This is a genomic window from Gemmatimonadaceae bacterium, from assembly GCA_020851035.1.
In the GTDB taxonomy this organism is placed as follows: Bacteria; Gemmatimonadota; Gemmatimonadetes; order Gemmatimonadales; family Gemmatimonadaceae; genus JACMLX01.
The window spans coordinates 94369-112341 of the sequence record JADZDM010000024.1 but is presented as its reverse complement, the minus strand read 5'-3'; the positions used below and the strand labels follow the sequence as shown (position 1 = coordinate 112341).

Annotated in this window: 18 protein-coding genes; 15 read left to right on the top strand and 3 right to left on the bottom strand. The window is 71.1% G+C overall.

Annotation, left to right across the window (positions count from 1 at the left end):
• Positions 1-121 precede the first annotated feature (121 nt).
• Entirely contained in the window at positions 122-778 is a 657-nt protein-coding gene (locus IT355_17160) for a hypothetical protein (GenBank protein ID MCC7055005.1), read from the bottom strand.
• Between the two features lie 169 nt (positions 779-947).
• Here IT355_17160 and IT355_17155 point away from each other — a divergent pair, with 169 nt between their 5' ends.
• Positions 948-1895 (top strand): hypothetical protein, encoded by a 948-nt coding sequence (locus tag IT355_17155; protein ID MCC7055004.1) that lies wholly within the window; start codon positions 948-950, stop codon positions 1893-1895.
• Between the two features lie 9 nt (positions 1896-1904).
• On the opposite strand, the gene IT355_17150 is transcribed toward IT355_17155, so the two are convergent.
• A complete protein-coding gene (locus IT355_17150) occupies positions 1905-3884 on the bottom strand; it encodes a M20/M25/M40 family metallo-hydrolase (protein MCC7055003.1) in 1980 nt (659 codons plus the stop codon).
• A 101-nt stretch (positions 3885-3985) separates the two neighbouring features.
• On the opposite strand from IT355_17150, the gene IT355_17145 reads away from it, so the two are divergent.
• From IT355_17145 to IT355_17095, 11 genes are all read left to right on the top strand, one after another.
• Complete coding sequence (locus IT355_17145) at positions 3986-4381, top strand: hypothetical protein (GenBank protein ID MCC7055002.1); 396 nt, start codon at positions 3986-3988, stop codon at positions 4379-4381.
• Between the two features lie 167 nt (positions 4382-4548).
• Complete coding sequence (locus IT355_17140; protein ID MCC7055001.1) at positions 4549-5073, top strand: hypothetical protein; 525 nt, start codon at positions 4549-4551, stop codon at positions 5071-5073.
• Positions 5070-5498, top strand: coding sequence for a hypothetical protein (locus IT355_17135; GenBank protein ID MCC7055000.1), 429 nt, complete (start codon positions 5070-5072; stop codon positions 5496-5498). The genes IT355_17140 and IT355_17135 overlap by 4 nt, the downstream gene beginning before the upstream one ends.
• A gap of 197 nt (positions 5499-5695) precedes the next feature.
• The gene (locus IT355_17130; protein ID MCC7054999.1) at positions 5696-6565 is read left to right on the top strand and encodes an SPFH domain-containing protein; all 870 of its coding nucleotides are present in this window, start codon (positions 5696-5698) and stop codon (positions 6563-6565) included.
• 33 nt (positions 6566-6598) lie between these two features.
• Positions 6599-6787: a hypothetical protein gene (locus tag IT355_17125; protein MCC7054998.1), complete on the top strand. Its 189-nt coding sequence runs from the start codon at positions 6599-6601 to the stop codon at positions 6785-6787.
• A gap of 126 nt (positions 6788-6913) precedes the next feature.
• A complete protein-coding gene (locus tag IT355_17120; protein ID MCC7054997.1) occupies positions 6914-7738 on the top strand; it encodes a hypothetical protein in 825 nt (274 codons plus the stop codon).
• Positions 7739-7750: 12 nt separating this feature from the next.
• Positions 7751-9010, top strand: a complete 1260-nt coding sequence (locus tag IT355_17115) for a hypothetical protein (protein MCC7054996.1) — start codon at positions 7751-7753, stop codon at positions 9008-9010.
• Positions 9010-10347 carry a hypothetical protein gene (locus IT355_17110; GenBank protein MCC7054995.1) on the top strand — a complete coding sequence of 446 codons (1338 nt, stop codon included), beginning with the start codon at positions 9010-9012 and terminating at the stop codon, positions 10345-10347. Before IT355_17115 ends, IT355_17110 begins: the two co-directional genes overlap by 1 nt.
• A gap of 49 nt (positions 10348-10396) precedes the next feature.
• On the top strand, positions 10397-10999 hold the full coding sequence (locus IT355_17105) for a HupE/UreJ family protein (protein MCC7054994.1): 603 nt from the start codon (positions 10397-10399) through the stop codon (positions 10997-10999).
• A gap of 164 nt (positions 11000-11163) precedes the next feature.
• Positions 11164-13248, top strand: a complete 2085-nt coding sequence (locus IT355_17100) for a M1 family metallopeptidase (GenBank protein ID MCC7054993.1) — start codon at positions 11164-11166, stop codon at positions 13246-13248.
• Positions 13248-13772: a hypothetical protein gene (locus IT355_17095; protein MCC7054992.1), complete on the top strand. Its 525-nt coding sequence runs from the start codon at positions 13248-13250 to the stop codon at positions 13770-13772. Before IT355_17100 ends, IT355_17095 begins: the two co-directional genes overlap by 1 nt.
• A gap of 161 nt (positions 13773-13933) precedes the next feature.
• On the opposite strand, the gene IT355_17090 is transcribed toward IT355_17095, so the two are convergent.
• A complete protein-coding gene (locus IT355_17090) occupies positions 13934-14074 on the bottom strand; it encodes a hypothetical protein (GenBank protein MCC7054991.1) in 141 nt (46 codons plus the stop codon).
• Here IT355_17090 and IT355_17085 point away from each other — a divergent pair.
• From IT355_17085 to kdpB, 3 genes are read left to right on the top strand one after another with little or no spacing between them, the layout of a single operon-like run.
• A complete protein-coding gene (locus IT355_17085) occupies positions 14073-14165 on the top strand; it encodes a potassium-transporting ATPase subunit F (protein MCC7054990.1) in 93 nt (30 codons plus the stop codon). The genes IT355_17090 and IT355_17085 overlap by 2 nt on opposite strands.
• Complete coding sequence (gene kdpA, locus IT355_17080; protein ID MCC7054989.1) at positions 14162-15895, top strand: potassium-transporting ATPase subunit KdpA; 1734 nt, start codon at positions 14162-14164, stop codon at positions 15893-15895. The genes IT355_17085 and kdpA overlap by 4 nt, the downstream gene beginning before the upstream one ends.
• A 2-nt stretch (positions 15896-15897) precedes the next feature.
• The gene (gene kdpB, locus IT355_17075; GenBank protein MCC7054988.1) at positions 15898-17970 is read left to right on the top strand and encodes a potassium-transporting ATPase subunit KdpB; all 2073 of its coding nucleotides are present in this window, start codon (positions 15898-15900) and stop codon (positions 17968-17970) included.
• Positions 17971-17973 lie beyond the last annotated feature (3 nt).

The window sequence follows — 17973 nt, the reverse complement described above, 5'->3', positions numbered from 1 at the left end:
CGACCGCGAAGCAGACGCCGGCGTGGTACCCGAATCCTGCCGCCGCGGCCGCGCCGGCGCAACGTCGGATGGTCAGGGTCGCGTCACGACCCGCGTCGTGCACTTCCCGTTTGCCTGACGGTCAGCTCGCCTCGGCCGGAAACACCAGCATCGGCCACGTCCGGCGCCACGGCTCGGCGTTGGCGAAGGTCAGTTCCATCGTCATCGTCCAGCGCACCGAGCTGCCGGCATCGTACCAGCTCGCAGGCGCGCTGTCGGGGATGCGGAAGGTCACCGTCTGGCGCCAGCTGTCCCCCGCCGCGACCTGGCTGCCGGAGAGGGTCACGGGGAGCGGCAGCACCAGCAGCGATGCCCCCCGCCGGTCACCCGCCCACTGGTGGGCCTCGGCCACCAGCGACAGGCCCCGCACCGTGAGCGCGTTCCTGGCATGCAGCACGGTGGCGAAGGTGGCCGGCTCGCCGGCCGTCACCCGGCTGTCGTCGAACGACGGCTCCACCCACCCGATCCGCCGCGACTCCTCGAACTCCGGGCGCAGCGCCTGCAGCTCGGGCAGTGACGAGAAGAGCGCCACGCCACCGACCGCCACCGCAACCAGCGCCTCGGGATTGGCGACCCAGGCCCCCACCACGCCGAGGATCACCAGCGCGATCGCCAGCAGCGCCGTGGCCAGCGACCGGCGCACGCTCCCGCGCTCGAGCGGCGCCCGGTACTGCTCTCGCACCAGCTCGACGTACACGTGTCCCTTGGGGCCGATGCGATCGGCGTCGTTCGAAGGCATCGGGCGAGAATGGCGGCAGGTCAGGGGCGGCGCAACCGCAACCGGCGGATCGCTCGACGCCGGGGTGGCCGGCGCGCCGGGTATCCTTCCTGCCGGGGCGAACCCGCCCCACCCGCGGCGCGAGCACCTCGCACACGCCACGTGCACGCCGTTCCCGCGCCCGGCCCCGATGACCGACTTCCCCATCCTGCACGCCCCTGTCTCACTCGGTGCACTCCGGCTGCCCTCGCGGGTGCTGAAGGCCGGCCTCGGACGCGGGAGAGCGCAGGCGGACTGGTCACCGTCACCGGAGTCGGGTGCGCTGCTCGCCGCGCACGCCGACGCCGGGCTGCTGCTCACCGACGGCGCCGCCGCAGCGCGACCAGGCGTGGGTTGGCCAGGCATGGCCGGCCTCTGGACCGACGAACATGGCGAGGCGTGGCGTCAGGTGGTGACCAGCGTGCACGATGCCGGAGGACGGATCGCACTCCAGCTCACGCACTGCGGCCGTCTCTCGCTCCACGCGTGGCAGGAGGGCGGCGCGGCGCCGCTGACATCCACGCCACTCACCGCCTCCTCGGTGTTGCTCCGCTCGCCGCGCGGCACCGACGAGCCGGCGTCAGAGCCACGCGCGCTGGACTCGACCGAGATTCCCGCGGTGGTGCAGCAGTTCTCGCTCGCGGCGCGCCGCGCCCTGGTCGCCGGCGTCGACGCCATCGAGATCCAGGCGGGAGACGGCCACCTGGTGGACCAGTTCCTGCGCGACGGCGTGAACCAGCGCTTCGACCGCTACGGCGGTGCCGCCGAACAGCGCGCCCGGTTCCTGATGGAGGTGACCGAGGCAGTGGCGAAGGTGGTCGGTGCCGACCGCACCGGTGTGCGCCTGTCACCGGCCGGCACCGCGAACGCGATGCGCGACCGTGATCCCCTCACCACGTTCGGCACGGCACTGCGGCTGCTGGCCTCACTCGACCTGGCATGGGTGCACCTCTCCGGCCCCACCGACACCGACCTCACCCCGCGCCTGCGCGACCGCTATCCACGGCCGTTCGTGCTCCACGGCGACTTCACCCCTGAGCGCGCCGCCGCCGCGATCCTCAGCGACGTCGCGTGCGCGGTCAGCTTCGACTGGGGCTAGTGGCGTGCCCTAGCGCATCGGTCGCGTGGTGCCCACCGGCTGGCCGTTCGGGTGCCACGCCGGCTTCGCACCGTTGGCGAGGATGACGATCGCCTGCGCCGCCGCCTCGATCACGCGCGCCATGTGCGAGGGGTCGGCGTAACGGGCCTCGTCGCGCACGGTGTGGTAGTCGGCGTGCAGGTTGAAGCTCGAGAGCGTGTGGGCCGGGATGCCCATGCGCGCGAACGCGATGTTGTCGCTGCGCTCGAAGAAGCGCTGGGCGGGCCGGCGGTCGGGAACGATCGGGATGCCGCCGTCGCGCAACTGGTCGCCGAGGGTGGAGCGCTCGTACCCCGTGAGCCACGCCTTGCCCGCGCCACCGGCCAGGCTGTCCGGGCGCCCGATCATCTCCACTTCCAGGTTCGCGACCATCTCGGACAGCGGCCGCGTGGGATGGTCGATGAACCAGCGCGTGCCGAGCAGCCCCACCTCTTCCCCGGTCATCGCGGCGAAGATGATCGTGCGCTTCGGGCGCACCGCGCCGCGGGCCAGCAACCGCGCCACCTGCAGGACGGCGATCGTGCCCGCCGCATCGTCGTCGGCGCCGTTGTTGATCGAGTCGCCCTCCACCGCCTTCGTCACGCCGATGTGGTCGTAGTGTGCGGTCATCAGCACGTACTCGCTCCGCAACGCGGGATCACTGCCCTCGATGTAGCCCACGACGTTGGCGCCCGGCAGGCGGTTGGCCGCCGGCACCGAGTCGTACGCGCCCCAACTGGTGAGGAGCTGCGGACGCACCCGCGCGCCGGGCGCCGCGCTGCCCCTCGCCAGCGGCACGCGCTGCACGAAGCCGCTGTCGCCCGCCGGCTGCAGCCCCGCTGCCGCGAACTGCGCGGCCAGCCACCGCGTCGCACGCCAGCTGCCCGGTGAGCCGGTCAGCCGCCCTTCCATGCTGTCCGCCGCGAGGATGGCCAGGTCGCGCGCCACATCCGCATCCCGCACACGCGGTCGGTATGTCGCGGCGCGGGGCGGCGGCACCGGCGTGGGCTCGGCCACGAACGCCAGCCAGGCGCCGGTGGGATCGATCGTCACCCGCGTGATCTTCGTGAGCGGGGCGTACGACAGGTCGGCGGCGACGCTCCAGCCCTGCTGGTTACGCGTCCACACCTGCAGCGTGGTGCCGCTGCCGGCGACGATGGTGGTGCTGTCCAGCCACGCATACTCCTCGGCACCCGGCAGCGTCGGCACCAGTCGCGTCACCACGCGGGTGGCCAGGTCCACCTCGTCGATGAACCACTGCGCGCCGGCGCGCTGGACGAAGCTCACGCGCCCAGTGCCGGGCACGCGCTTCACGCCACGCCCGATGTCCCGCGCGATCGTGTCCAGGCGTCCCGACACGGTGTCCATCACCTGCAGCGTGGCGGGCGCGCCGAGGACGAACATCGCCACCTGCGCGTCCACCCACGCGTAGTACCCCACCGGCTTCACGCGCCCCACGAGGCGTTCCGCGCGACCGTCGGCCGACAGCGGGAGGCGCCAGAGGTGCTGGGCCGAGTCACGCTCCACCCGCACCACCGTGAGCGCGCTGCCGTCGGGTGTGACCTGCGCCGAGTACTCGCTCTCGGCGGTGACGGCGACCGGCACGTGCTGCGAGCCATCCAGGGCATAGCGCCAGATGTCGGTCTGCACGTCGCGCTCCGTGTTGGCCAGCAGCGCGTTCGGCGCACGGCGCGTGTAGAACAGTGTGCGGCCGCGGGCGTCGAAGCTGGGCTGGTTGTCGTAGCCGTCGCGCCGCGAGAGGTTCAGCGGCGGCTGCACCAGCAGGGCGCCGTCGCGGCGACTGATGCGCGAAAGCCAGACATCGGTGTTGGGTGCGCCGTTGGCGGCGCCGGTGGCTGGTGCGCGGCGTTGCTGCGCAGGCAGGTCGGCGGCGGGAAAGGCGGCGGGAAGCGCCAGCAGCAGTGCCGCGCGCGGGAGCTGTCGGAGACGACGAGGGGTGTGGAGTGCCATGCGGGCACGCTACGCCCGAACGCCGGGCCACGCCAGCAGTGGCGGGCGGGATCCCGGGAGCGGCGCTGTGATGCGGTGCCGGCCGGTGCGAGATTGTCCCCATGCGCCCACGCCACGCCACCCTCCTCTGCATCGCCATCCTGTCCGTCACCGCCTGCAGCCAGCGGGACAAGAAGGCCCGCGTCCAGGACAGCGCGGTGGTGGGACGCTGGGAGAGTGACAGCGTGTCCGGTGCCGGAGGCAGTGCGCGACTGGCCCGGCTGCTGATCCGCGAGGACGGCATGGCCGAGCTGGTGCGCGTGACGCCCGGCCGTGACAGCCTCGTGGAACGTGGCACCTGGGACGGCGCCGACTCGCTGCTGCGGGTGGTGGTCCGCACCGAGGGAACGGCGGCCCGCGCCACCTCCATCCTGCTCGCGGTGCGCGGCGGCACGCTTGGCCTGGTGCAGTTCGACAGCACGACCTGGGACGCCGGCCAGCACTTCCGCCGCCGCTGATCGTCGCGTCCCGCGACCCGCGCGCGACGGACGACCGTTGAATCTCGCGTGCCGGCACGCATGACATTCCGGCACCACGCCGCGCACGCTTGCGGGATGCTGGAATCGAGGCGAAGGTCGTGCACGCGCCGCTCTCCCGCCGCGGTGCCTTCCCCCTGCTCCTGCGCATGAACCGTCCGCGCCGACGCACCCGGGCCGGCCTTCCGGTCGCCGTGATCCTCGCGATCCTCGCCGCGATCTTCTCGTCGCGGTCGCGTGCCCCGCAGCGTGCGCCGGCCAGCACGGCGCCGGCTGCCGCACCGGCGACGCCCCGCGCCGCACCGGCAGGCCAGGCCGCGCGGGATGCCGATGCCGCACGCGAACCGTCGGCCGGTGCCGCGGCTGTCGGTGGCGGGCCGGGCTTCACCAACCGGCGGCACCTGGTGGAGCACTTCGAGAAGCACGGTGCCGAGTTCCCGGGGCTGGACATGGCCGGCTACCTGCGTGCGGCGCAGTCACTGCGGGATGCGGCAACCGGCGCCACCGTGCTCGAGGCCCGGCGTGCCGACGGTGTCGTGACCCGCTTCGATCGCGAGAGCGGGGCCTTCCTGGCGTTCAATCGCGACCGCACGATCCGCACGTTCTTCCGGCCGAACGACGGCGAGTCCTATTTCCGGCGGCAGGCCTCACGCACGCCGGGGGGTGGACCATGACCACCGAACGTGAAGCGGTGCACACGTACCTGGTCAGCCGCGGCTGCGCGCCGCTGGTGGTGCGTCGCGGGCTGGTGGGGCTGCTGGAGCAGTGGTCGGCGATCGTCGCCCAGGCCGAGCGCGGGCGCGACATGTCGCTGGACGAGTGGCTGAACGACATGGACCTCCGCGACATCCTCGCCGGCGCACTCGCCGCCACCGGCACCCGGGAGCGGCGCGCCGCCTCGACGCGCCTCGACGAAGCCGACGAGCGCTTCCACGCCATCACCGAGCCCTCCCCCTGCCTCTGGGGCGAGGCCATCGCCCAGACGAACGCGTGGCGACCCGAGTGGCAGTGGTGGTATTTCCGGCGCCCCACCCTGCCGGGGCCGGTGCTCAAGGAGGACCTGCTGGTCAACGGGTTGCTCCGACCCGACCAGGACTGATCCTCGTCCAGGCGCGCGGGCGTCGGTCCGGGGTCCGGCCAATGGGGTGGCGAGAGGGGGACGGCCGGTGGCCGCTCCCCCTTCGTGCGTCATGCCTGTCGCCACCACGGTCGGTGTCGGCTGAAACCAGGGGGGTCGACGATCGTATATCACGGTGATATCATATCGATGTCACTTCACCCAGGTCGAGAACTCCCATGACACGTGAATTCCTCCGCAAGGCCGCCCCTGGCCTCCCCATGCTGTTCGCCCTGCTCGCCGGCATGGCCATCGGGGCGTACTTCATCTATGCCGGCATCAGCGGGCGGTCGTTTTCCACGCTCGCCGGCGGCGCGGTCCTGATCCTGGCCTGTCTCTTCCTGTCTGCCGGCCTGTTCACGGTGGAGCCGAACGAGGCCAAGGTCCTGCAGCTCTTCGGCACCTACAAGGGCACGGTGCGCCAGCAGGGGCTCTTCTTCGCGAACCCGTTCTTCACCAAGAAGCGGATCACGCTGCGCGCGCGGAACTTCGAGACCACGCGCCTGAAGGTGAACGACAAGCACTCCAACCCGGTCGAGATCGCGGCGATCGTGGTCTGGCGCGTGATCGACAGCGCCGAGGCGCTGTTCGAGGTGGAGAACGTGGAGACGTACGTGATGACGCAGAGCGAGAGTGCGCTGCGTGCACTGGCCACGAAGTACCCGTACGATGCCCACGCCGAGGGGGAGGTCTCCCTCTCGGTGAATCCCGACGAGATCGCGAACGAGCTGAGCATCCAGCTCACGGAGCGGTTCGCGAAGGCCGGCGTGGAAGTGATCGAGAGCCGGGTGAGCCACCTGGCCTACGCCCCGGAGATCGCGGGAGTGATGCTGCAGCGCCAGCAGGCCTCGGCGATGATCGCCGCCCGCACCAAGATCGTGGAGGGCGCCGTGGGCATGGTGGACATGGCGCTGCAGATGGTCGAGGAACGCGGCATGGCGACGCTCGACGGCGAGCGCCGGGCCGCCATGATCAGCAACCTGCTGGTGGTGCTCTGCGGTGAGCGGAGTGCGCAGCCGGTGCTGAACACCGGCACGATCTACCAGTAGGCCGGACCGTTGGCGGAGCGGAAGTCATTCCTGTTGCGCGTCGACCCGGCGCTGCTGGAGTCCATGCAGCGCTGGGCGAACGCGGACCTGCGCAGCCTGAACGGCCAGATCGAGTTCGTCCTGCGCCGGGCGTTGCAGCGGGATGGCCGCCTCCCCGCCGCGCCGGGCGACGCGCCCGCGGCCGGCGACGCCGGGCCCTCGGGCACACCGCCGGCGGGGTGAGGAGGGGGCTGGTGCCGGCCCGGCTTGGGCAGCATCCTCAGCTGACGGAACTGCAGACTCCGACACTGGTACTCAGCTGATACCATTCTGGTGGTCTTCCCGCCAAGCCCAGCCCCGGAGCGCCCCATGCGTCCCTCCCCGACCCGGTTCCATCCCCGCTCCGCCGCCCGTGCCCGCACGGCCGAGCCGCGCACCGGCACCTGGCTGCGCTGGCTGCTGGCGCTTGCCGCCGCCGCGGCCCCGATTCCGCTGATGGCCCAGAACGTGGGCAGCGTGGGTGACGGCTTCTACTTCCGCCGTCCGATCCTGAGTCTCTCCGTGCGCGGCGGCTACGAGCGCCCCACCGCCGGCAGCGACATCTACGGCCTGGTCACCGAGCAGCTCACCGTGAACCGGGGTGACTTCGCCACCGGCGGCTACCAGGTGGACCTCGGGGTGCGCCTCAGCGAGCGCGCCGAGATCGTGCTCACCGCCGGCAACTCGAGCCGCGACGTGGCGTCCGAGTTCCGGCGCTACGTCGACAACAACGACCTGCCGATCGAGCAGTCCACCCGCCTGCAGCGCTTCCCGGTGTCGCTCGGCGTGCGCTACGCCGTCACCGCGCCGGGCGAGCGGATCTCGAAGTTCGCCTGGATCCCGTCCCGCATCACGCCCTGGGTGGGCGCCGGCGCGGGCGTCATGAGCTACACCTTCAGCCAGACCGGCGATTTCGTGGACTTCGAGACGCTCAACGTCTTCCGCGACGAGTACAAGGCGTCGGGGTGGGCCCCGATGGCCTACGCCAGCCTGGGCACCGAGCTCCGGCTCACCACCCGCTTCTCGCTGATGGGTGACCTGCGCTACACCGCGTCGCGTGGCAGCATGAACGCCTCGCGTGGCGCCTTCGTCGGCTTCGACAAGATCGACCTGTCCGGCGGCTCGGCGTCGCTCGGCCTCACCATGCGCCTGTAGGAGGGGACGACCATGACCGTCACCACACGCACCACCGGCGCGCTCTGCACCGCCGCGTTCGGCCTGCTGCTCGCCACGCCGGCCCTTGCCCAGAAGGACCCGGGCGTGCGCCTCGACGAGCGCTGGCGTCCCTTCGTCGGCTGCTGGAGCACGCACACGGGTGGCCTCGCCGGCCCGGGCGTCTGCATCCTCGGCACGGAAGACCCGCAGGTCGTCGAGCTGCGCAGCATCGGCGCCGACTCGGTGGTCACGAGCCTGCTGATCGATGCCAGCGGGCGGCAGGTCACGCGCACGCGTGACGGCTGCACCGGATGGGAACGCGGCACCTGGTCGCGCGATGAGCGGCGCCTGTTCGTGCAGTCCGAGCTCACCTGTGGCGGCGGGCCGGTGCAGAAGACGAGCAGCCTCTACGCCATGTCGCACAACGCCGGCTTCGCGCGCATCGAGGCGGTGAAGACGCGCGGCGGCTCGGGCGTTCGCGTGATCAACTTCGCGTCGGTGGCGCCAGGGGCTGACGTGCCGCAGGCGATGCTGGACCGCATGCCGCCGGCCACGGAGCTGCGGACATACGCCGCGCGCGTGGAAGCGGCGGCGCCGGTGACCGCCGCCGACGTGGCCGAGGCGGTGAAGCAGGTGGATTCGCCGGTGGTGGAGGCGTGGATCGCGGATCGCGGCCAGCGCTTCGACCTCGCGGCGACGGACCTGCGCCGGCTGCGTGATGCGGGCGTGGCACCGGGCGTGATCGACGTGATGGTGGCGCTGTCCAATCCGCAGGTGTTCACCCTGGCACGCGGCGGTTCTCCCGCCGTTCGGACGGCCACCGCGGACCCCCGCGTGGTCGCCGGTGGCCAGGTGCCGTGGGGCTACGACCCGATGCTCGGGTCGCCGTATGTCGGGGGCGGGACGTATGGCTACGGGTACGGCTATGGTTACGGCTACGCCGGCGGCCTGTACGGCAACTGGCTCAATCCATACGCGGCGTGCATCTCGGTCTTCAGCTGCCAGAACTCCGGCTGGGCCTATGGCGGCGGCGGACCGGTGGTGATCATCACGCAGCCCACGCCGACGGGTCCGGCTCCGCGACCGGGCCGGGTGGTGAACGGGGCCGGCTATTCGCAGGGCGGCGCGTCGAATGACGGCCGCCGGGCGACGCCCTCGGGCGGCGGCGGCGGCACCTCCACCAGCGTGGGATCTGGCTCCGGGTCATCGTCGTCGGGCGGGAGCAGCACGAGTGGCGGCGGTGCGCAGCGCACCGCGAAGCCGAGGCCGTGATGCCGCGCGCACTGACGGCGCACCGCCGGACGTGCGCCGCACTCGGCCTGATCGTGGCCGGCACCGCGGCGAGTCTCGGTGCGCAGGCCCCCGACACCGCTGCGGCGCCTGCCATCACGGTCGATGCCCACTGGCTGCCATACCTGGGCTGCTGGGAGACGACGGTGGACGGGCTGCGCGGGCCGATGACCTGCCTGCTCTCGACCGATGACCCGCGCATCGTCGACCTGATGACGGTCGCCGGTGATTCCGCCACCATGCGCGAGCGCTTCGACCTCACCGGACGGCCCGTGGCGCTCGAGCGCGATGGGTGCACCGGCACCCAGGTCACCGGGTGGTTGCTGAACGAGCGCTCCTTCCAGGTGCGCACGGAGTTCACCTGCGCCGACAGCGTCACGCAGCAGTCCACGTCGGTCTTCACGATGCGCACCGAAGGGTCGTTCGTGCGGGTGCAGGCGATGAAGCGGCGGGGGACCACCGCGGTGCGCATCATCGAGCACCGGCTGGCGGCGGACACGCGCGCCGTGTCCGCCGCCGTCTTGCGCCGCGTGCCGAACCCCGACGGCTCCGTCGTCCGCACGGCGCGCTCCACCGCACTCGCGTCGCTCACCGCCGGCGACGTGCTGGACGCCACGCAGTTGCTGGACCCGGCGCTGGTGGAGGCGTGGATTGCCGGCCACGGGCAGAAGGTGCTCTTCGGCGCGCGCGACCTGCGGAGCCTGCGCGCCGCGGGCGTGCCGGAGCGGGTGCTCGACATGATGATTGCCGTTTCCAGCCCCGGCACATTCACGCTCTCCCCGCGCGGTGAGCCGGTGGTCCGCGAGCGGGTCGCCCTGCGCCAGCCTGCGCGCGAGCGGGCCGTCGCCAACGCGGCAATGCTCGCGGGGCTCGGCACATTCGGGTGCGGCGGCTACGGCGGCATGTACATGAGCGCGTCGTGCTCGCCGAGTTACTCGTGTTACCTCGGGTACGGCAGCTACGGCTCGGCGTGGGGCGGGTGGAACGACAGCTACTGCTACAACCTCTCGCAATACCGGCAGGCGTACGTCGTCTATCCGGACACCTGGGTGGGCGGTGGCACACCGAACGCCAATCCGCCGGCCTCCGCCTCGCCGCCCAGCCGGGTCGTGAATGGCAGAGGCTACTCGCAGGGGGCCGTCGACGGAGACGGACGGACGGCGCGGCCGGTGCAATCGGTGGGCAGCAGCGTCGGGAGCGTGGGCTACAGCGGTGCAGCGGCGGCCGGCGGCGGCACAGCCGTGAACACCAGCACCGGTGGCAGCGGCAGCGCGTCGGGCGAGGGTGCTGCCCAGCGGACGGCGAAAGAGCGACCTTAGGTCGCGCGCGACGCGACGGTCGCGGGCGCGACCGTCCTCAGCCTTCCCGATGTCGTCCTTCGGCAGCTTCCTCGCGCTCGGCCTGCACCACATCCTCACCCCTGAGGCGGCCGACCACCTGCTCTTCCTGGCCACCCTCGCGCTCGCGCACGAGCTCGGAGGATGGCGCCAGCTCCTCGTCCTGATCACCGCGTTCACCATCGGGCACTCGCTCACGCTGGCGCTGGCCACGCTGAACCTGGTGCATCCCGACACGCGTGTCGTGGAGGCGCTGATCCCGGGCACCATCGTGGTCACCAGTGTCGTGAACCTCTGGACCTGGCGGCGTGGCCGGCGTGCCAACGACCCTCCGGCGACCGACACCGCCGGCCGGCTCTGGCCCCGCTACACCATGGCGCTGACCTTCGGCCTGATTCACGGGCTCGGATTCTCGTCGGTGCTGCGGGGGCTGCTGGGCGACGAGGAGTCGATCGTGATGCCGCTGCTGGCCTTCAACCTCGGCATCGAGCTGGCGCAGGTCATCGTGCTGGTGGTGCTGGCGGTGATCGGGGCCCTGCTGGTGGGCCGCCTGACGGACCGCCGCGGGTACGTGCTGGCGGCCAGCGGCGTGACGCTGGGATGTGCCACGCAGATGCTGCTGGCGCGGCTGTGAGCGACCCCGCGCACCGCGCCACGACGGGGGCGCGGAAGGTCCGCGCCAGGCCGGGGAGGTCCTCCGTGCTCCCTGCCTGGCCGGGCAGCGCGGCTGAGCGGAACCGTTCCGCCGGTCCCCCCGTAGTTTTCCGTGTGTCGTCCCAACCTCCAGACCGCCACCCCATGTCATCTCCCATCGTCTGTCGCCGGCTCCTCACGGCCCTTGGCCTGCTCGCATCGGCGCCGCTCGGCGCGCAGCAGTGGCTCCACCCCGACACCGTCGGCCGCACCAACCAGTCCATGTTCCGCGTGCTGGACCAGTGGCCCGCACCGAACGAGACCCGCGCCGCCAACGGCAAGCCGGGCGCGAAGTACTGGCAGCAGCGCGTGGACTACGTGATCCGCGTCGCGCTCGACACCACCACGCACACCGTGACCGGCTCCGAGCGCGTCACCTACCACAACAACGCCCCCGACGCGCTGGGCTACCTCTGGTTCCAGCTCGACCAGAACATCGACAACCCCACGGTGAGCGAGGCGATGATCGGCGCGCCGGCGCTGCCGCGCAACATCTCGCCCCGCGCGCTGGCGTTCATCAACGCGCGCCTGGACACCAAGGGCTACACGATCACGCGCGTGCAGCTGGTGTCGCGCACCGGCCAGAAGACCGATGCCGCCTTCGTGCTGCAGGGCACGCAGATGAAGGTGCCGCTGTCGTCGCCGCTGGCCACCGGCGGGGTGCAGGACCTGGAGATCGACTGGAGCTACGTGATGCCCGAGTCGTTCGCCAGCCGCAACGGCCGCGGCGCGCGCGAGAAGCTCAAGGACGGCTGGGAGTACCTCGCGGCGCAGTGGTTCCCGCGCGCCGCCGTGTACGACGACGTGGTGGGGTGGCAGAACGACCAGTTCTACGGGCAGGGTGAGTTCTACCTGAACTTCGGCAACTACGACGTCAGCATCACGGTGCCGCACAACCACATCGTGCAGTCCACCGGCACGCTGATGAACCCGACCGAGGTGCTGACGGCCACGCAGCGGCAGCGGCTGGCGCAGGCGATGACGTCGGAGACGCAGGTCTACATCATCACCAAGGACGAGGCGAACACGCCGGCCACGCGCCCGGCCGGCTCGGCGCCGCTGACGTGGCGGTTCAAGGCCGAGAACGTGCGCGACTTCGCATGGGCGTCGTCGCCGGGCTTCATCTGGGATGCAGCCGGCTTCCGGTACACGCCGGCGTCGAAGCCGATCGAGATGCACTCGCTGTACCCGCGCGAGGCGCTCGGCGTGTGGGATTCGCTGAGCACCAAGGCCATCGCGCAGACCATGCGCACGTACGGGAAGCTGGCGTTCGAGTACCCGTACCCCAAGGCCAGCAACATCCACGGCATCGTGGGCGGCATGGAGTACCCGATGATCGCGTTCTGCGGCGCCCGCCCGCCGGCCAACGCGAACGCCACGGTGCTGAAGAACGTGGGGTACGGCCTGGTGGCGGTGACCATCCACGAGGTCGGGCACAACTGGTTCCCGATGATCGTGGCCAGCGACGAGCGGAAGTGGACGTGGATGGACGAGGGGCTGAACAGCTACCTGGAAGGGATGGCGTCGGTGGAGTTCGACCAGTCGTGGCCGAAGGCCCGGCTGCCGATCGTGGGGGCGAACATCGTCGGATACATGCGGAACACCGACCAGGTGCCGCTGATGACGGAGTCGGACCTGATCCACCGCGGCTTCGGCCCGAACGGGTACACCAAGCCGGCGTCCGGCCTGTTCATCCTGCGTGAGCAGGTGCTCGGCCCGCAGCTGTTCGATGCCGCGTTCCGCGAGTACAGCCAGGCATGGATGTTCAAGCACCCGCAGCCGGCCGACTTCTTCCGCAGCATGATGCAGGCCAGCGGCGACAACCTGAACTGGTTCTGGCGTGGCTGGTTCTACAGCACGCACGCCAACGACCAGGCGATCGGCAAGGTCGAGGCGCAGAACGCCGACTCGCTTGGCCTGGGGGAACGCGGTCGCTTCTACAACCGCGTCTCGCTGGAGAACAAGGGCGGGCTGGTGATGCCGGTGGTGATGGAGTTCACGTTCACCGACGGCACGAAGGAACGGGTGCGGCTGCCGGTCTCGATCTGGCGCACGAACGAGAAGGCCTTCGAGTACGGCCGCTTCTCGCAGAAGGAGGTGGCGTCGGTGGAACTCGACCCAGACAACGCGCTCGTGGACATCAACCGCGAGAACAACAAGTGGTCGAAGCCGGCGCCGGTCCTGCCGTGATGACCGGCTGGCTGCCGGCGCTGCTGCTGGCGGGGACGGTGCTGTCGGCCGCCCCCGCCCGCGAGGTGCCGGGGCGTGACCCGCCCGTGCGGCACGACTTCCACGTGTCGTACACGCGCATGGCGATCGAGCCCACGGTGATCACGGCGCAGATCCGGATGTTCACCGACGACGTGACGCGGGCGCTGGTGGAGCGCTCGCGCACGCCGGCGCTGGTGCTGGCCTCGAAGGCGGCGGAGGCCGCGTTCCAGTCGTACCTGGCGGAGATGTTCCCCGTGTCGGTGAACGGACGGCGGCTCGCACCGGTGGTCGTGAGCGGCGGGGCGGACGGGCAGATGTGGGCATTCATCGTGACATGGACGTCGGCGGCGCCGATCACTGCGGTGTCGATGCACAACGCGACGATGTTCGAGCTGTTCGACGACCAGCAGAACATCGTGAAGCTGAAGCACCTCGGCAGCGGGAAGGAGGCGACGCAGTTCTTCTCCGGGGGATCCCGGGCGGACCAGGTGTTCCGGTTCTGAGCCGTGGTCGAGTGGACCACGTTCGCGGGGACCGTGCACGGGGACAGGGATCGTGAACCACCACCGTGCGGGTGACGCGGGCATGCGTCACCCGCCCGGTCCGTTCCCGTCCACGCCCTCACACTTCTCTCACACCCGCCACCCGAAGTCTCGCACGGCGCTCACGCCGCCACCGGTAACCTGAGGGAGTTCCCTTCCCGACGGAGATACCGATGGACCTCGTCGTACTGCTGGTGGCCGGCGCGCTGCTGGCGCTGTCGCTCCTCGCCGTCCGCGCCCTCGCGCGCCGCTGAGCCGACCATGCCGCTGACCGACATCATCGCCGCGCTGGTCGTCCTCGCGCTGCTGGCCTACCTGATCCATGCGCTGCTGGCGCCGGAGCGCCTCGGATGACGCGCTCCGCCTGGCTGCAATCCGCCCTCTTCATCGCCCTCGTGCTCCTCGCCGCGCACCCGCTCGGCGTGTACATGGCGCGCGTCTACCAGGGCCAGCGCACCATCCTCTCGCCGCTGCTCGCACCACTCGAGCGACTCTGCCTGCGCCTCACCGGCGTTTCCGCCGACAGCGAGACGGGATGGGCTGCCTATGCCCGGCAGGTGCTGCTGTTCAGCGCAGCCGGCGTGTTGCTGGTCTACGCGCTGCAGCGGCTGCAGGGTCTCCTGCCGCTCAATCCGCTGGCCCTCGGTGCCGTCGAACCGACGCTGGCGCTGAACACCGCGATCAGCTTCGTCACCAACACCAACTGGCAGGCCTACGGCGGTGAGGGCACGATGTCGTACCTCACGCAGATGCTGGCGCTCGGCACGCAGAACTTCGTCTCGGCGGCGGCCGGCATGGCGGTGCTGGCTGCGCTGGTGCGCGCCTTCACCCGCGCCGAGCGTGGCACCATCGGTGACTTCCGGGTGGACCTCGTGCGCGGGACGGTGCATGTGCTGCTGCCGCTGTCCCTCGTGCTCGCGGTGGCGCTGGCCGGCGAGGGCGTGGTGCAGACCTTCGACGCCCCCGCCACGGCCCACGTGCTCGACGCCGCGCCCGACCCGACCGCCACGCAGGTGATCCCGCTGGGCCCCGCCGCCAGCCAGGTGGCGATCAAGCAGCTGGGCACCAACGGCGGCGGGTTCTTCAGCGTGAACAGCGCGCATCCCCTCGAGAACCCCACCCCGCTCTCCAACCTGCTGCAACTGGTCGCGATCCTGCTGATCCCCGCCGCCCTCTGCTGCACCTTCGGCGCAATCGTGGGTGACATGCGACAGGGGTGGGCGATCCTGGCCGCGATGACGATGATCTTCACGCCGCTCGCGGTGGGCACCATCGCTGCCGAGCAGGCCGGCACGCCGCTGCTGGCACGGGCCGGCGTGATGGCCGATGCCACCGCCACCCAGGCCGGCGGCAACATGGAAGGCAAGGAGGTGCGCTTCGGCATCGTCAACAGCGCCCTCTGGGCCACCGCCACCACCGCCGCGTCGAACGGGTCGGTGAATGCCATGCACGACAGCTTCACGCCGCTTGGCGGCCTCGCTCCGACCTGGCTCATGCAGCTCGGCGAGATCGTCTACGGGGGCGCCGGCAGCGGGTTGTACGGCATGCTGGTGTTCGCACTCATCACGGTGTTCATCGCCGGGCTGATGGTGGGACGCACGCCCGAGTACCTCGGCAAGAAGATCGAGGCCTTCGAGATGAAGATGTCGGCGCTGGTGATCCTGCTGCCGTCGGCGGCGGTGCTGCTTGGCACGGCACTCGCCGTGGGGACGCAGGCGGGACGTTCCGGCATCCTGAACCCAGGCGCCCACGGCTTCACCGAGGTCCTCTACGCACTCAGCTCCGCCAGCAACAACAACGGCAGCGCCTTCGGCGGGCTGTCGGTGAACACGCCATTCTACAACGTGCTGCTCGCGGTGGTGATGTGGGTCGGGCGATTCGGCGTGATCATCCCCGTGCTGGCCATCGCCGGCAGCCTGGCGCAGAAGAAGCGGGTGCCGGCCGGCGCGGGCACGCTGCCGACGCACACTCCGCTCTTCACCGCCCTGCTCATCGGCACCGTGCTGCTGGTGGGGGCACTCACCTTCCTGCCGGCGCTGGCACTCGGGCCGGTGGTCGAACAGCTCCAGCAGGGAGGGCGCTGACCATGTCCACGCATGAACGGACCGGGCTGGTGCGGTCCGGGCAACTAAGGGCCGGCATCCTCGCCGCATTCGCCAAGCTCGACCCCCGCTCTCAGGTACGGAACCCGGTGATGTTCGTGGTCTTCGTCGGCAGCATCGCGACCACGATCCTGGCCCTTCTCGCGAGCACGGGCCGCGTGACGGAGGGCTCGCCCGCGTTCGTGTGGGCCATCGCCGCCTGGCTCTGGTTCACGGTGCTGTTCGCGAACCTCGCCGAGGCGCTGGCCGAGGGCCGCGGCAAGGCACAGGCTGATGCTCTGAAGGCCACGCGGCGCGACGTGATGGCCCGGAAGCTCGACGATCCCGCGAATCACCTGGTGATCGAGAGCGTGGCCGCGGCGACGCTGCGCAAGGGCGACGTGGTATACGTGGTGGCGGGCGACGTGATCCCCGGCGATGGCGAGATCATCGAGGGCATCGCGAGCGTGGACGAGAGTGCGGTCACCGGCGAGAGTGCACCGGTGATCCGCGAGGCTGGCGGCGACCGCAGCGCCGTGACCGGCGGCACCCGCGTGCTCTCGGACTGGATCGTGGTGCGCATCGCCGCCAACCCCGGTGAGAGCTTCCTCGACCGGATGATCGGCCTGATCGAGGCGGCACACCGGCAGAAGACGCCGAACGAGATCGCGCTGGCGATCCTGCTGGCCGCGCTCACGATCATCTTCCTGCTGGTCTGCGCAACGCTGCTGCCCTACTCCCGGTTCAGCGTGACCGCCGCCGGCAGCGGCGTGCCGGTGACGCTGACGGTGCTGGTGGCGCTGCTCGTCTGCCTCATCCCGACCACCATCGGCGGGTTGCTGTCGGCGATCGGCATCGCAGGGATGGACCGCATGCTGCGCCAGAACGTGCTCGCGACCTCGGGCCGCGCCGTGGAGGCGGCCGGCGACGTGGACGTCCTGATGCTCGACAAGACGGGCACCATCACGCTCGGCAACCGGCAGGCGTCACGCTTCATTCCTGCGGCCGGCGTGCCGGAGCGCGAGCTGGCCGAGGCGGCACAGCTGGCGTCACTGGCCGACGAGACGCCGGAGGGGCGGAGCATCGTGGTGCTGGCGAAGACACTGCACGAGCTGCGCGAGCACTCGTTCGCCGTGGGCGAGGCGACGTTCGTCCCGTTCACGGCCGAGACCCGCAGCAGCGGGGTGGACTTCGGCACGCGCTCCATCCGGAAGGGCGCGGCGGACTCGATCGCACGCCTCGTGACGTCGCACGGCGGCACCGTGCCGCCGGATGTCGCCGCCGCGGTCACGGAGGTGGCCCGCGCCGGCAGCACACCGCTGGTGGTGGCCGACGGCCCGCGCGTGCTCGGCGTGATCCAGCTCAAGGACATCGTGAAGGGTGGCATCCGCGAACGCTTCGCCGAGCTGCGGCGGATGGGCATCAAGACCGTGATGATCACCGGGGACAACCCGCTCACGGCCGCGGCCATCGCCGCCGAGGCGGGGGTGGACGACTTCCTTGCCGAGGCGACGCCGGAAGCCAAGCTGCGGCTCATCCGCGAGTACCAGGCCGGCGGCAGGCTGGTCGCGATGACCGGCGACGGCACCAACGACGCACCCGCGCTGGCCCAGGCCGACGTCGCGGTCGCGATGAACTCCGGCACGCAGGCGGCGAAGGAGGCGGGCAACATGGTGGACCTCGACTCCAACCCCACCAAGCTGATCGAGATCGTCGAGACCGGGAAGCAGATGCTCATGACGCGCGGCTCGCTCACCACCTTCAGCCTCGCGAACGACGTCGCGAAGTACTTCGCGATCATTCCCGCCGCCTTCGCCACCACCTACCCCGCGCTGAACCGCCTCAACGTGATGGGGCTCGCCACACCGCAGAGCGCGGTGCTCTCGGCGGTGATCTTCAACGCGCTGGTGATCGTGGCGCTCATCCCGCTGGCGCTCCGCGGCGTGACGTACCGCCCGCTCGGTGCAGCGGCGATCCTGCGCCGCAACCTGCTGGTGTACGGCCTCGGCGGGCTGGCCGCGCCGTTCGCCGGCAGCTGGCTCATCGACCGCGCCCTCGTGGCGCTGCACCTCACCTGAGGT

Excerpts from the sequence above, each read along its gene's own strand:
- IT355_17160 (MCC7055005.1), bottom strand. The coding sequence starts at position 778 with ATGCCTTCGAACGACGCCGATCGCATCGGCCCCAAGGGACACGTGTAC.
- IT355_17155 (MCC7055004.1), top strand. The coding sequence starts at position 948 with ATGACCGACTTCCCCATCCTGCACGCCCCTGTCTCACTCGGTGCACTC.
- IT355_17150 (MCC7055003.1), bottom strand. The coding sequence starts at position 3,884 with ATGGCACTCCACACCCCTCGTCGTCTCCGACAGCTCCCGCGCGCGGCA.
- IT355_17145 (MCC7055002.1), top strand. The coding sequence starts at position 3,986 with ATGCGCCCACGCCACGCCACCCTCCTCTGCATCGCCATCCTGTCCGTC.
- IT355_17140 (MCC7055001.1), top strand. The coding sequence starts at position 4,549 with ATGAACCGTCCGCGCCGACGCACCCGGGCCGGCCTTCCGGTCGCCGTG.
- IT355_17135 (MCC7055000.1), top strand. The coding sequence starts at position 5,070 with ATGACCACCGAACGTGAAGCGGTGCACACGTACCTGGTCAGCCGCGGC.
- IT355_17130 (MCC7054999.1), top strand. The coding sequence starts at position 5,696 with ATGACACGTGAATTCCTCCGCAAGGCCGCCCCTGGCCTCCCCATGCTG.
- IT355_17120 (MCC7054997.1), top strand. The coding sequence starts at position 6,914 with ATGCGTCCCTCCCCGACCCGGTTCCATCCCCGCTCCGCCGCCCGTGCC.
- IT355_17115 (MCC7054996.1), top strand. The coding sequence starts at position 7,751 with ATGACCGTCACCACACGCACCACCGGCGCGCTCTGCACCGCCGCGTTC.
- IT355_17110 (MCC7054995.1), top strand. The coding sequence starts at position 9,010 with ATGCCGCGCGCACTGACGGCGCACCGCCGGACGTGCGCCGCACTCGGC.
- IT355_17105 (MCC7054994.1), top strand. The coding sequence starts at position 10,397 with ATGTCGTCCTTCGGCAGCTTCCTCGCGCTCGGCCTGCACCACATCCTC.
- IT355_17100 (MCC7054993.1), top strand. The coding sequence starts at position 11,164 with ATGTCATCTCCCATCGTCTGTCGCCGGCTCCTCACGGCCCTTGGCCTG.
- IT355_17095 (MCC7054992.1), top strand. The coding sequence starts at position 13,248 with ATGACCGGCTGGCTGCCGGCGCTGCTGCTGGCGGGGACGGTGCTGTCG.
- IT355_17085 (MCC7054990.1), top strand. The coding sequence starts at position 14,073 with ATGCCGCTGACCGACATCATCGCCGCGCTGGTCGTCCTCGCGCTGCTG.
- IT355_17090 (MCC7054991.1), bottom strand. The coding sequence starts at position 14,074 with ATGGTCGGCTCAGCGGCGCGCGAGGGCGCGGACGGCGAGGAGCGACAG.
- kdpA (MCC7054989.1), top strand. The coding sequence starts at position 14,162 with ATGACGCGCTCCGCCTGGCTGCAATCCGCCCTCTTCATCGCCCTCGTG.
- kdpB (MCC7054988.1), top strand. The coding sequence starts at position 15,898 with ATGTCCACGCATGAACGGACCGGGCTGGTGCGGTCCGGGCAACTAAGG.